Annotated in this window: 12 protein-coding genes; 1 reads left to right on the top strand and 11 read right to left on the bottom strand. The window is 62.2% G+C overall.

Annotation, left to right across the window (positions count from 1 at the left end; genetic code table 11):
- Nucleotides 1-198: 198 nt before the first annotated feature.
- Nucleotides 199-1,764 (top strand): phospholipase D family protein, encoded by a 1,566-nt coding sequence (locus CNX70_RS08215; protein ID WP_096234305.1) that lies wholly within the window; start codon nt 199-201, stop codon nt 1,762-1,764.
- 118 nt (nt 1,765-1,882) lie between these two features.
- Here CNX70_RS08215 and CNX70_RS08210 read toward each other — a convergent pair whose 3' ends face one another.
- The 11 genes from CNX70_RS08210 to hisC all read right to left on the bottom strand — a co-directional run bounded on the left by CNX70_RS08210 (nt 1,883) and on the right by hisC (nt 13,121).
- The gene (locus CNX70_RS08210) at nt 1,883-2,413 is read right to left on the bottom strand and encodes a ComEA family DNA-binding protein (protein ID WP_096234304.1); all 531 of its coding nucleotides are present in this window, start codon (nt 2,411-2,413) and stop codon (nt 1,883-1,885) included.
- A gap of 176 nt (nt 2,414-2,589) precedes the next feature.
- Nucleotides 2,590-3,543, bottom strand: coding sequence for a D-glycero-beta-D-manno-heptose-7-phosphate kinase (gene rfaE1, locus CNX70_RS08205; RefSeq protein ID WP_096234303.1), 954 nt, complete (start codon nt 3,541-3,543; stop codon nt 2,590-2,592).
- Nucleotides 3,540-4,907, bottom strand: coding sequence for a UDP-glucose dehydrogenase family protein (locus CNX70_RS08200; RefSeq protein WP_096234302.1), 1,368 nt, complete (start codon nt 4,905-4,907; stop codon nt 3,540-3,542). Before CNX70_RS08200 ends, rfaE1 begins: the two co-directional genes overlap by 4 nt.
- Before the next feature lie 139 nt (nt 4,908-5,046).
- Nucleotides 5,047-6,222: a lipopolysaccharide assembly protein LapB gene (gene lapB / locus CNX70_RS08195; RefSeq protein ID WP_096234301.1), complete on the bottom strand. Its 1,176-nt coding sequence runs from the start codon at nt 6,220-6,222 to the stop codon at nt 5,047-5,049.
- A 46-nt stretch (nt 6,223-6,268) separates the two neighbouring features.
- On the bottom strand, nt 6,269-6,571 hold the full coding sequence (locus CNX70_RS08190) for a LapA family protein (protein WP_077400759.1): 303 nt from the start codon (nt 6,569-6,571) through the stop codon (nt 6,269-6,271).
- A 240-nt stretch (nt 6,572-6,811) separates the two neighbouring features.
- A complete protein-coding gene (locus CNX70_RS08185; RefSeq protein WP_008446215.1) occupies nt 6,812-7,117 on the bottom strand; it encodes an integration host factor subunit beta in 306 nt (101 codons plus the stop codon).
- 17 nt (nt 7,118-7,134) lie between these two features.
- Nucleotides 7,135-8,847 carry a 30S ribosomal protein S1 gene (rpsA, locus tag CNX70_RS08180; protein WP_071650172.1) on the bottom strand — a complete coding sequence of 571 codons (1,713 nt, stop codon included), beginning with the start codon at nt 8,845-8,847 and terminating at the stop codon, nt 7,135-7,137.
- A 118-nt stretch (nt 8,848-8,965) separates the two neighbouring features.
- Nucleotides 8,966-9,634 carry a (d)CMP kinase gene (cmk, locus tag CNX70_RS08175; protein ID WP_096234300.1) on the bottom strand — a complete coding sequence of 223 codons (669 nt, stop codon included), beginning with the start codon at nt 9,632-9,634 and terminating at the stop codon, nt 8,966-8,968.
- Between the two features lie 81 nt (nt 9,635-9,715).
- The gene (gene aroA, locus CNX70_RS08170) at nt 9,716-11,071 is read right to left on the bottom strand and encodes a 3-phosphoshikimate 1-carboxyvinyltransferase (protein WP_096234299.1); all 1,356 of its coding nucleotides are present in this window, start codon (nt 11,069-11,071) and stop codon (nt 9,716-9,718) included.
- 18 nt (nt 11,072-11,089) lie between these two features.
- The gene (locus tag CNX70_RS08165; protein ID WP_096234298.1) at nt 11,090-12,010 is read right to left on the bottom strand and encodes a prephenate dehydrogenase; all 921 of its coding nucleotides are present in this window, start codon (nt 12,008-12,010) and stop codon (nt 11,090-11,092) included.
- Between the two features lie 4 nt (nt 12,011-12,014).
- Nucleotides 12,015-13,121 (bottom strand): histidinol-phosphate transaminase, encoded by a 1,107-nt coding sequence (gene hisC, locus CNX70_RS08160; protein ID WP_096234297.1) that lies wholly within the window; start codon nt 13,119-13,121, stop codon nt 12,015-12,017.
- Between the last annotated feature and the right edge of the window lie 20 nt (nt 13,122-13,141).

Here is a 13,141-nt window from a genome sequence, read left to right as displayed (position 1 = left end):
GATGATTGATTGAGCTGGCCATTCTCGCATTTTTGACGGCAGGCAAGGATGTTCCAGGATGAAAATCGTGCATTGTAGAAACTGCTACAATCGGCCACTTCCCGTTCCGCTCACGAAAGACATCCGCATGCGCCAGCCCATCCTCCATCCCGCACGCCGCAGTCTCAGCCTGCGCGCGGTCCGCTGACGGTGCGCCGCATGCTCGTCAAATTGCTGCTGCTGGCCACCCTGTTTGCCGGGCTCAGCATCGCCGCGCTGTACAGCTACGGGCGCTTCGCCGAACGGTCGCTGGGGGCGCCGGGTACGGCCTTGCCCGTGGCAGCCGGCGCTACCCTGCTCGACCGTGTGCTGGCGCCGCAGCTGGCGCAACGCGCGGAGCAGAGCGGCACGGCCCTGATCGACGACAACCTGGAAGCGTTCGCCCTGCGCGCCCTGAGCGCGCGCGAGGCGGGCCGCAGCATCGACTTGCAGTACTACATCTGGCATAACGACGTCACGGGCCGCCTGCTGGTGCGCGAACTGCTGCGCGCAGCCGACCGCGGCGTGCGCGTGCGCGTGTTGCTTGACGATATCAACGCGCGCGGCCAGGACGCCGCCATCCTCGCGCTCGACAGCCATCCGCTGATCGACGTGCGCATCTTCAATCCGAGCCGCAACCGCGACGGCATCTGGTTGCGCGCCGTGGAAATGGCCTTGCGCGCCGTCAGCCTGAACCGGCGCATGCACAACAAGGCCTGGATCGTCGACGGCAGGGTGGCCCTGGTCGGCGGGCGCAATATCGGCGATGAATATTTTGATGCCGCCGAGCAGGTTAATTTCCAGGATGCCGACTTGCTGCTGGTGGGGCCCGCCGTACAGCAGACGAGCGATATCTTCGACCGCTTCTGGAACAGCCGCGCCGTCATCCCCATCGGTGCCTTGCACGCCGGCAAGAACGCAGGCGCGCCGGAACTGCAGGCTGTGCGCGCCCGCCTCGACGCGCTCACGGGTGAACTGGGCGCTTCGCCGTACCTGCGGCAGCTGACCGATACGGGCCAGCTGCAAGCCCACCTGGATGGCCGTCTGCGCCTGCACTGGAGCGCGCAGGTACAAGTGCTGTCGGACTCGCCGGAAAAAGCCGCCCCCGTGGCCAGTTTGCAGCGCAGCGAGCACTGGCTCATGCACAGCTTGCTGCCCCTGCTGACCGAGGCGCGCGAGGAAGCGCTGCTGACCTCGCCCTACTTCGTGCCCGGCGCGGCGCTGACGCAAAGCCTGGCCGACAAGGTTGCCGCCGGCGTCAAGGTCGGTGTGCTGACCAACTCGCTGGCCGCCACCGACGTGGCCCTCGTGCATGCGGGCTATGCGCGCTACCGCGAAGTGCTGCTGGGCGGTGGCGTCGACCTGTCTGAATTGAAGACCCTGCACCGCAAGCGCATCAGCCTGATGGGTTCGAGCCGCGCCAGCCTGCATACCAAGGCCGTGGTGGTCGATGGCCAGCGGGGTTTCGTCGGCTCCTTCAACCTCGACCCCCGCTCGGCCCAGCTGAACACGGAGATGGGCGTGCTGTTCAACGATGCCGCGCTGGGAGCCGACATGCGCGCGCTGTTCCTGCACTCGACGGCTAGCGACACCAGCTACCGCGTATTCCTCGACAACGGCGCCCTGCGCTGGTCCGACGCCACCGAGCAGCCAGCCAAGGTGTGGACGCACGATCCAGAGTCAGGCTTCTGGCGCCGCATGCTGGTGTGCGTGATGCGCTGGCTGCCGATCGAGTCGCAGCTGTAGGCGCATCGGCAGGGCAAAGTGGCGGCGCATAAAAAAAACCCCGCGCGGCCGGTACCACGCAGGGTTTTCTTCTCGTGCTGCGCGGCACCACCACGCAACACGCTTTACAGCAACACGCTTACTTTTTCTCGGCTTCAGCCTTCTTCGCCTCGGCTGCAGCCAGCTTCGCTTCTTTCTTCGCGGCAGCAGCGGCAGCCTTCGCTTCTTTCTTGGCAGCAGCAGCTTCTTTTTTCGTTTCAGCGGCCGTCTTGGCTGGCGCCACAGCGGTGTCGGTCGCAGCAGCTGGCTTCGCTGCGGCTTCTTTCGCTGCAACTTCCTTCACAGCAGTTTCCTTTTTTGCCGGGGCAGCTTTCGCCACCGGGGCCGCTGGCGCGCCAGACTTGGCCTGGCCATTTACCTGCAAGCCCGCTTCCGACAGTTTCACGGAACTTTTCGGTCCGATGCCTTTTACGCGGCTTTCGAAATCGGCCCAATCCTTGAAGGCGCCGCCCTTGGCGCGTTCTTCAAGGATGGCTTTCGACGTGACGGGGCCGATGCCCTTGACGCCGTCGAGTGCCGCCTGGTCCGCCTTGTTGACATCGACCTGGGCAAAGGCAAAACCCATCGTCGCGATCAGGGTGACGATGGCCAGCAGTATTTTTTTGAACATGGGAATCTCTCCGTGGTGTGGTTTCAAGATGACTCGAACGCAAGGGAGGAGCAGCGCCTTAACGGCTTTAACGGCTGTGGCGTGATACGGTTGACAAGACGGGACAGCGGAATGACGGGGAAACCTGCGCCAGATCAAACAGAGCGGCGCAGGCGAGATGCGGAATACGGCGGCGGTTACTGCGGGAACAGCTCTTCGCGGGTGACGGTGGCCGTGCCCAGCTTGCCGACGACGATGCCGCCGGCCCGGTTGGCCGTACGTACGGCCTCACCCAGGCCCATGCCGGCGCCCAGCATGGCCGCCATGGTGGCAATCACCGTGTCGCCCGCGCCCGAGACGTCGAATACTTCGCGCGCATCGGTCGGCATGTGCAGCACCTCATCGGCCGTGTACAAGCTCATGCCCTCTTCGGAACGGGTCAGCAGCAAGGCTTCCAGGCCCAGCTGCGCGCGCATCTGCTGCGCGCGTTCCGTGAGTTGCTCTTCCGTGCTCCAGTTGCCGATCACGCGGCGCAGTTCGGACTTGTTCGGAGTGAGCACTGACGCTCCCGCATAGCGGCTGAAATCATCGCCTTTCGGGTCGACCATGACAATCTTGCCGGCGGCCTTGGCGGCCTTGATCATCTCGGCCACGTTCACCAGGCTGCCCTTGGCGTAGTCCGACAGGACCACCACGTCGTAGTGCGGCAATAGAGCATTGAATTGCTTGAGCTTGTCGCGCAGCACCGTATCGCTGGGCGCATCCTCGAAATCGATGCGCAGCATCTGCTGCTGGCGGCCGATCACGCGCAGCTTGATGATGGTGGAAATGGCCGCATCGCGCTGCAGATAGCTGTGGATGCCGCCCCCTTCGAGCAGGCGCTCGACCTGGCTGCCGGCCTCGTCGTCGCCGACCACGCCCAGCAAGCTCGTCTTCGCTCCCAGCGCGGCCGCGTTGCGCGCTACGTTGGCCGCGCCACCCAGGCGCTCTTCGCGCTTCTCGATGCGCACGATGGGCACGGGCGCTTCCGGCGAAATGCGGCTGACATCACCGAACCAGTAACGGTCCAGCATCACATCGCCCACCACCAGCAGGCGCACCTGGGCCAGCGCGGCTGGCGCCGTCAAGGCTGCCACCTCGTGGGCGCTCATGCGCGTGTCAGGATCGAGCGACCGATCCCGTGATATTCGATGCCCGCCTCGGCCATGACGGCTGGCTCGAACAGGTTGCGTCCGTCAAAGATCACGGCCTGCTTCAGGCGCGCCTTGACCTGTTCGAAATCGGGACTGCGGAAGGCTTTCCACTCGGTCACGATGACCAGCGCATCGGCGTCCTGCAGCGCATCCTTCGGACTGTCGGCAAAGCGCACCCTTGCCAATTGTTCCGGCGTCAAGTCCAGTTGCAGCACGCGGCGCGCCTCGGGCATGGCGACGGGGTCATACACGGCCACCGTGGCGCCGCGCGCCAGCAAGTCCGCCAGCAGCACGCGGGCCGACGCTTCGCGCATGTCGTCCGTGTTCGGCTTGAAGGCCAGTCCCCAGACGGCGAAATGCCGGCCCGTCAGATCTGCGCCGAAGCGAGTGACCACTTTGCGCCCCAGCACCTGCTTCTGCTGGTCGTTGACGGCTTCGACGGCACGCAGGATCAGCAACTCCTGCCCATAGCCGCGCGCCGTGCGCTCGAGCGCCTGCACGTCTTTCGGGAAGCAGGAACCGCCATAGCCGCAACCTGCGTACAGGAAGCTGTGGCCGATGCGCGGGTCGGAACCGATGCCGTGGCGCACGGCCTCGATATCGACGCCCACCTTGTCGGCCAGGTTCGCCAGTTCATTCATGAAGGAAATACGCGTGGCCAGCATGGCGTTCGCCGCGTACTTCGTGAATTCGGCCGAGCGCACGTCCATCCAGTAGGTGCGTTCGCGGTTGCGGTTGAATGGCGCGTACAGGCTTTTCAGCAATTCGCGCGCGCGCTCGCCGTCCGGCGTGCTGTCGCAGCCGATGACAATGCGGTCCGGGCGCATGAAGTCTTCGACGGCCGCACCTTCCTTGAGAAATTCCGGGTTCGACGCCACCGAGAACGTGGCGGCCACGCCGCGCGCATCGAGTTCGCCCTGGATGGCGGCGCGCACTTTTTCGGCCGTGCCGACGGGCACGGTCGACTTGTCGACGATGACCTTGAAATCCGTCATGTACTTGCCGATGCCGCGCGCGGCCGCCAGCACGTATTGCAGGTCGGCCGAGCCGTCTTCATCGGGCGGCGTGCCGACGGCGATGAATTGCATCACGCCGTGCGCGGCGGCTGCCTCGACGTCGGTGGAAAAGGTCATGCGGCCGGCGGCGCGGTTGCGCGCCACGACTTCTTCCAGCCCCGGTTCATGGATGGGGATGCCGCCGCTGTTGAGCAAGGCGACCTTCTGCGCGTCCAGGTCGAGGCAAAAAACGTCGTTGCCCAGCTCCGCCAGGCAGGCGCCGGTCACGAGGCCTACATAGCCGGTGCCGATAATGGTGATTTTCATGGTTGTGCCGTATTTGTAATATGTCTATCTGACCTGCAAGTGCACAGCACAGGGTTCAGGGCAAGGCGCGGCGCCGAAGACAGTACGAATAGTACGGCGAGGCGCTGCAACGCAGCCATGGGCCCTGTGGTGGGCACGACTAATTCATGACGTTGAGCTCTTCGGTACGGCGCGGTGGATACGTTTCCCACTTGTTGCAGCCAGGGCAGTGCCAGTAGAACTGGCGTGCCTTGAAGCCGCAATGGCTGCACTGGTAGCGGGCCAGCTTCTGCGTGTAGCCGTGCACGAGGTTTTTCACCATCGACAGCTCGGACCAGATGGCGGCCGGCGCATCCATCATGCGCGCTTCCAGCAGTTTATCCAGGCCCAGCAGGGTCGGCGTGCGGCGCAGCTCGGCGCTGACCAGCTGCTTCGCCGCTTCCACGCCGTCGAGTTCGATGACGGCCTTGAAGACGACCTCGATCAAGTCGATCGACGACGCCTCTTCCAGGTAGGAGCGCAGCAGGTTGACGCCTTCTTGCGCGCGGCCCACCTTGGTGTAGCCATCCATCAGGCGCTGCGCCACCAGGGCCACGTGCGGCACACTTTGCTGCTCCACGCGGCGCCAGGTGGTCAGCGCGCCTTCCACGTCGCCGCGCGCCAGCAGCACGTCGCCCGTCAGGATGGTGGCGCGCACGCTCTTGCGGTCCGTCTGCAGGGCTTTTTCCAGCAGCGGCATGGCTTCGTCCGGCTTCATGTGCACCAGCGCGTCATGCGCCAGTTCGCAATAGAACTGGGCGATTTCCTTCTGGCGCGCACCGGCACCCGATTCCTGCAAGCCCACGGCCGCTTCGATGGCGCGCGGCCATTCCTTTTCGCGCTGGTAAATTTCCAGCAGCGCGCGGCGCGCCTGGGCCGCATACTGCGTGTCGATCAGGCTATTGAAGATTTCCTCGGCCCGGTCCAGCAAGCCTGCCTTCAGGTAATCCATGCCCAGTTCGTAGGCGGCATGGCCCTGCTGTTCCAGCGGCAAGTCCGGGCGCGCCAGCAAATTCTGGTGCACGCGGATGGCGCGCTCCGTTTCGCCACGGCGGCGGAACAGGTTGCCCAGCGCAAAGTGCATATCGGCCGATTCCGGGTCCAGCTTGACGACTTCGATGAAGGCATCGATGGCCTTGTCATGCTGCTCATTGAGCAGGAAGTTCAAGCCCTTGAAGTAATTGCGCGGCAAGCTGCGCGATTCGGACACCAGTTGATGAATGTCGACGCGCGCGGCAATCCAGCCCAGCGCGAAAAACACCGGGATACCCAAGAGCCACCAGAGTTCAAAATCCATGCGATTGTTTTTATTCGAGTAAGAGAGATAGGAGCGACGGCGCCGCTTACTGCGCGCTCACGCTGTCCGGTTGCGGCTGGACGTTGCTGGCCACGCCAACGGTTTGCAGTGCGGCAATAGTGGTTTTTTGCTTGCTCGCTTCGCGGCGGTGACGGAACACGGTCGGCGTCAAGGCCAGGACGCCCAGGCTGGCGCCGGCGACAAAAAAGCCCAGCAGCATCAGGACCAGGGGGCCGCGAATTTCATAATTGAGGAAAACATGCAGGTCGACAACCTGCGCATTCTTCAGCGCAAAACTGAAGAACAGGACGAAAAGAACACAGCCAACGATGGTGGAGATGATTTTCATCGATAGGTCCAGAGTGAACAAAAAAATGCCCATGCCACATGGCACAAACGTAGAGTGCTGATCAAACCGTAGCGAGCGGCAGTGATTTGTGGCCGAGAAGCGCAACCGTACTTTAGTACGGTGAGCATCGCCGGCCGCAAAGCGCGCCGCGCAGTAGGTTTGAGCAGTGCTCTACAGCATATTAACAAAAAAAAGCGGCATCCAAGGACGCCGCTCTTTATGTCGCCTTCCAGCAGACGATTAATCCTCGATAATCGGTTGCCCGACCATCGCGTCCACCCGCTCGCGCAACTGTTTGCCCGGCTTGAAGTGGGGCACCCGTTTTTCGGGAACCATCACCTTGTCGCCGGATTTCGGGTTGCGGCCGATACGTGGGGGCCTGCTGTTCAGGGCAAAACTGCCAAAACCGCGGATCTCGATACGCTGACCGGTCGCCAGGGCGTTGGTCATCGCATCGAGAATGGTCTTGACGGCATACTCCGCATCTTTCGCCACCAGCTGAGAATAACGCTCAGCGAGGCGGTTGATCAGCTCGGACTTTGTCATCTGCCGTATCCGCAGTCTTAGTTCTTGTTATCGAACTTAGCTTTCAACAAGGCGCCCAGGCTGGTGGTGCCCGAAGCTGCGTTGTTGTCGGTAGCTGCCATCTTCTGCATGGCTTCCTGGGTTTCCACGTTGTCTTTCGCTTTGATCGACAGTTGGATACCACGGGCTTTGCGGTCGATGTTCAACACCATGGCTTCGACGGTATCGCCGACTTTCAGGTGCGTACCAGCATCTTCAACGCGGTCGCGCGAGATTTCGGAAGCGCGCAGGTAGCCTTCAACTTCTTCGGACAGTTGGATCACGGCGCCTTTAGGCTCAACCGATTTAACGGTACCGGTTACCAGCGAGCCTTTGTCGTTCATGGCTGCGAAGTTGTTGAATGGGTCACCTTCCAGTTGCTTGACGCCCAGGGAAACGCGCTCGCGCTCAACGTCGATGGCCAGAACGATGGCTTCCAGTTCGTCACCTTTCTTGAAGCGACGCACGGCTTCTTCGCCGGTTTCGGTCCAGGACAGGTCGGACAGGTGTACCAGACCGTCGATGTTGCCGGCCAGGCCGATGAACACGCCGAAGTCGGTGATCGATTTGATCGCGCCGCGGACTTTATCGCCCTTCTTGTGGGTAACGCCAAAGTCATCCCAAGGGTTGGCTTTGCACTGTTTCATACCCAGCGAGATACGACGACGCTCTTCGTCGATTTCCAGAACCATCACTTCTACTTCATCGCCCAGTTGGACAACTTTGTTAGGAGCAACGTTTTTGTTCGTCCAGTCCATTTCGGAAACGTGTACCAGACCTTCGATACCCTGTTCCACTTCAACGAACGCGCCGTAGTCGGTCAGGTTCGTTACTTTACCGAACAGACGGGTGCTTTGTGGGTAACGACGGGACAGACCGGTCCAAGGATCGTCGCCCAGTTGTTTCACGCCCAGCGAAACACGGTTTTTCTCTTGATCGTATTTCAGGACTTTGGCGGTGATTTCCTGGCCAACCGTCAGTACTTCCGACGGGTGACGTACACGGCGCCATGCCAGGTCGGTGATGTGCAGCAAGCCATCGATACCGCCCAGATCCACGAACGCGCCGTAGTCGGTGATATTTTTGACGACGCCGGTCACGACCGTGCCTTCTTTCAGCGTTTCCATCAGTTTCTGACGCTCTTCGCCCATCGAAGCTTCGATGACGGCGCGGCGGGACAGAACCACGTTGTTACGCTTGCGATCCAGCTTGATCACTTTGAATTCGAGGGTTTTGCCTTCGAATGGGGTCGTGTCTTTGACAGGACGGGTATCAACCAGCGAACCCGGCAGGAATGCGCGGATGCCGTTGGTCAACACGGTCAGGCCGCCTTTGACTTTACCATTGACGGTACCGACGACGATTTCGCCCGATTCCATCGCTTTTTCCAGAGCCAGCCACGAAGCCAGACGCTTGGCTTTATCGCGCGACAGGATGGTATCGCCGAAACCATTTTCCAGCGATTCGATCGCCACGGAAACGAAGTCACCAACTTTGACTTCCAGTTCGCCGTGGTCGTTTTTGAATTCTTCGACAGGGATGAATGCTTCGGATTTGAGGCCAGCGTTCACGATCACGAAATTGTGGTCGAGGCGCACGACTTCAGCGGAAATAACTTCGCCGGAGCGCATATCTTGACGCGACAACGATTCCTCGAAGAGCGCAGCAAAACTTTCCATACCGGTAGATTCGTTAGTTGTAACAGTAGACATAGGGTTCACACAGGTTATCCAGCAGAGATCGCACGACGCGACTTAAACTGGGTTAGGTTTTTGACACACCCGGACAGGCCAGGAGCCGTCAACGGGCACCACATAGCACAACAACATGCTATTTTGCTGCAGCTGCATACCATTTCAACACGGTTTCAACGGCAACATCTGCCGTCATTTCCGACGTATCGAGGACATGCGCCCCTTCCGCAGGGACCAGCGGCGCAATCGCACGGTGAGTATCACGTTCGTCCCGCGCCTGCAAATCCATCAGAAGGTCTTCCATCTTAGCAGAAAAACCCTTGTCTATCAATTGCTTGTAGCGCCGTTGCGCGCGCGCCTCGACGCTGGCGGTGAGGAACACCTTCAATTGGGCATGCGGGAAGATCACCGTGCCCATGTCGCGCCCGTCGGCCACCAGACCCGGCGTCTTGCGAAAACCCAGCTGCAAGCCCACCAGCGCATGGCGCACGGTTGGCAGAACGGCAATTTTTGACGCAGTATTGCCCACTTCTTCAGCACGGATCTGCTCGGTGACGTTTTCCTGCGCCAGCAGGATCTCGCCGCCCGCAAAATGGCAAGGCAAGTGCTCGGCCAGCTTGGCCAGCGCGTGCTCGTCGCGCAAGTCGGTGCCGCGGCGCAGCGCCATCAGCGCCGTCAGGCGGTACAGCGCGCCCGAGTCCAGGTAATGGAAACCCAGCTTGTCGGCCACGCGGTGCGCCACCGTACCCTTGCCGGAAGCGGTGGGGCCGTCGATGGCGATGACTGGGATGTTGGAGGTCAGCATTATTTTGTCACTTTAAAAACGAGACCCAGAGCGAAGACTGGGGTCGGACCCTGAGGGTCCGACCCCGGCACTTGTCTTGGGTTATATCAATGTATCTTTGGCAATCCCCGCAAACGCGGCGAAATACTCGGGGAAGGTCTTGGCCACGCATTTCGGGTCGTTGATGCGCATGGCGTTGCCGCGGCGTGCGGCGCCATCGAGCGAAGCGAGCGAGAAGCACATGGCCATGCGGTGGTCGTCATACGTGTCGATGGTCGCTGCGGCGATTGCGGCTGGTGGCGTCACGCGCAGGTAGTCCGCACCCTCTTCCACTTCCGCGCCCAGCTTGCGCAATTCCGTCGCCATGGCGGCCAGGCGGTCCGTTTCCTTGACCCTCCAGCTGGCGATATTGCGCAAGGTGCTGGTGCCGTCCGCGTACAGGGCAGCCACCGCGATCGTCATGGCCGCGTCGGGAATATGATTAAAATCCATGTCGACAGCTTTCAAGACGCCGTTCGAACGGGCCTCGATCCAGTTCTCGCCCATGGTAATGGTGGCGCCCATCTGCTGCAAGGCTTCGACGAAGCGCACGTCGCCCTGGATGCTGTCGCGCCCCACGCCTTCCACGCGCACGGGACCGCCGCCGATGGCGCCGGCCGCCAGGAAATACGACGCCGACGAGGCATCGCCTTCCACGTGGATGGTGCCCGGGCTTTGATAGTGCTGGCCCGGCTGCACGGTGAACGACTGCCAGCCGTCATGCTCGACCGTCACGCCGAAACGGCGCATCAGGTTCAGGGTAATTTCAATGTACGGCTTGGAGATCAACTCGCCCGTCACATCGATGGTCACCGCATGGTCGCGCGCCATCAGCGGCGCCACCATCAAGAGGGCCGTCAGGAACTGGCTCGACACGTTGCCGCGCACGGCGATGCGCTGCGCGTGAATGTGGCCACGGCGGATGCGCAGCGGCGGGAAACCCTGCTCGCCTGTGTATTCGATCTGCGTGCCGACGGCGTTCAGCGCGTCGACCAGGTCGCCGATGGGGCGCTCGTGCATGCGCGACACGCCGTGCAGCGTGTAGTCGCCGCCGATCACGGCCAGCGCCGCCGTCAGCGGGCGGATCGCCGTGCCGGCGTTGCCCATGAACAGGTCAGCCGCGTGATGCGGGAACACGCCGCCGCAGCCTTCCACGTGGTGCACCTGGTGGGCAGTAGCCGGATCGCCCGTCAATTCATCCTGCGTCCATTTGACACCCAGCGACGTCAACGCCGTGAGCATGACGAAGGTGTCGTCGGAGGCGAGCAAGTCGATGATTTTCGTCGTGCCCCTGGCCAGCGCGGCGAGCAGCAGCACGCGGTTGGAAATGCTTTTCGAGCCGGGTAAACGCACCGTGCCTTCGGCATGCATCACCGGCTGCAAATCGATATGGTGAGGGTAGTGCTTGGTCTGGGTCATGCTGGAATCCTTGAGTATTTATCGTGTGGGCGCGGCAGGTATTTCCGCCGTTTCAATCGCCTCGATCCATTGTTGCCGCGCGTGCTGGGCGTTCGCGTACACGCCTTCGATGGCGGCGCCGTCATTCGCGGCCAGGTGGGCGCGCAAGGTCGTCAAATGCGCCAGGTAGGCGTCCAGTTCGTGCAGCAGCGCCGGCTGGTTCGCCAGGCTGATGTCGCGCCACATTTCCGGCGATGAGCCGGCGATGCGCGTAAAGTCGCGAAAGCCGCTGGCCGCGTATTGAAACAGCAGGCCCGCGTGCGGTTTGTTGGCGATGTCGTCGACCAGCGCAAAGGCCAGCAAATGCGGCAGATGGCTGACGGCGGCAAATACCTTGTCATGTTCTTCGGGACTCAAAGTGTGCAGGATGGCACCGCAGGCGCGCCACGCGGCTGCCACCCGTTCCACGTCGGCGGCGCAATTTTCCGCCAGCGGCGTGAGCACCACTTTCTTGCCTTGATACAGATCGATGATGGCCGCATCGGGACCATTCGTCTCGCGTCCCGCGATCGGGTGGCCGGGCACGAATTGCGCCATCTTGCCACCGAGCGCCGCGCGCGCGGCCGCCACCACGTCGCTTTTCGTGCTGCCCGCGTCGGTGACGATGGTGCCGGGCTGCAGATGCGGCGCGATGGACGCCAAAATAGCACCCGTCTGCGCCACGGGCGCGGCGACCAGCACCAGGTCGGCGCCAAGCAAGGCATCAGCCATGCCGCCGCCGATTTCGTCGATGATGCCCAACTCAAGGGCGCGCGCCAGCGAGGCCGATGAACGGCCCATGCCGACCACCGTGGCGACCGCGCCCGCGTGCTTCAAGGCGCGCGCGAACGAGCCGCCGATCAGGCCTACGCCGAAGATGACGACCTTATTGACAACCTTTTTCAGTGCAGGCGTCGTCATATCGTCAGGCCAGCGCTTTCGTCAGCGCGGCGATGAAGATGGCGTTTTCCTGCGGCAGGCCGATGGAAATGCGCAGCCATTGCGGCAAGCCGTAGCTGCCGACGGGACGCACGATCACGCCCTGCTGGAGCAGCGCCAGGTTCACGCGCGCGCCCGCTTCGTCATCGTCGCCCACCTTCACCAGCACGAAATTGCCGTGCGACGGCACGAATTCCAGGCCCAGTTGCGTGAATGCCTCGATGAACTGCTGGTAGCCGGCCGCGTTGTTGCGCGCGCTTTGCTCGAGGAAGGCCTTGTCGTTCAGGGCGGCAATCGCGGCCGCCTGCGCCAGCGAGTTGACATTGAACGGCTGGCGGATGCGATTCATCAGGTCCGTCAGCACCGGCTGGGCAATGGCGAAGCCGATGCGCAGGCCGGCCAGGCCGTAGGCCTTCGACAGGGTGCGCGAGACCACCAGGTTCGGATACTGGCGCACCCACGCCGTCGATTCGTACTGCTCGTCGGCCGAGAGGAATTCGTTGTAGGCTTCATCCAGCACCACCACCACGTGCTGCGGCACTTTTTGCAGGAACGCTTCGAGCTGCGCGGCCGACAGGAAGGTGCCGGTCGGGTTGTTCGGGTTGGCGATGAAGACCAGGCGCGTATCGTCGGCAATCGCCGCCGCCATGGCATCGAGGTCATGGCCGTAGGCTTGCGCCGGCACGACGATGTGGCGCGCACCCAGGCCTTGCGTGGCCAGCGCGTACACAGCAAACGAATACTGCGAGTACACCACGGATTGGCCATGCTCGACAAACGCGTGCGCGGCGATTTCCAGGATGTCGTTGCTGCCATTGCCCAGGGTGATCCGGTCGGCCGGCACGTCATAGCGCTTCGACAGCACGGCTTTCAAGTCGAAGCCGTTGGCGTCCGGGTAGCGGCCCAGGTCACCGATGGCGGCGATCATCGCCTGCTTGGCCGATTCCGGCATGCCGTACGGGTTTTCATTCGATGCCAGCTTGACGATGGCTGCCTCGTCGAGGCCGAATTCACGCGCGACTTCCGCGATCGGTTTGCCGCTCTGGTAAGGGGCGATGGCGCGGACGTATTCTGGACCGATATTTTTAGACATGGTGTTCTTTAAAAGTTGGT

This window comes from Janthinobacterium svalbardense (assembly GCF_002327145.1).
Taxonomy (GTDB): domain Bacteria; phylum Pseudomonadota; class Gammaproteobacteria; order Burkholderiales; family Burkholderiaceae_D; genus Janthinobacterium; species Janthinobacterium tructae.
This window is presented reverse-complemented; position numbering and strand designations above follow the sequence as displayed.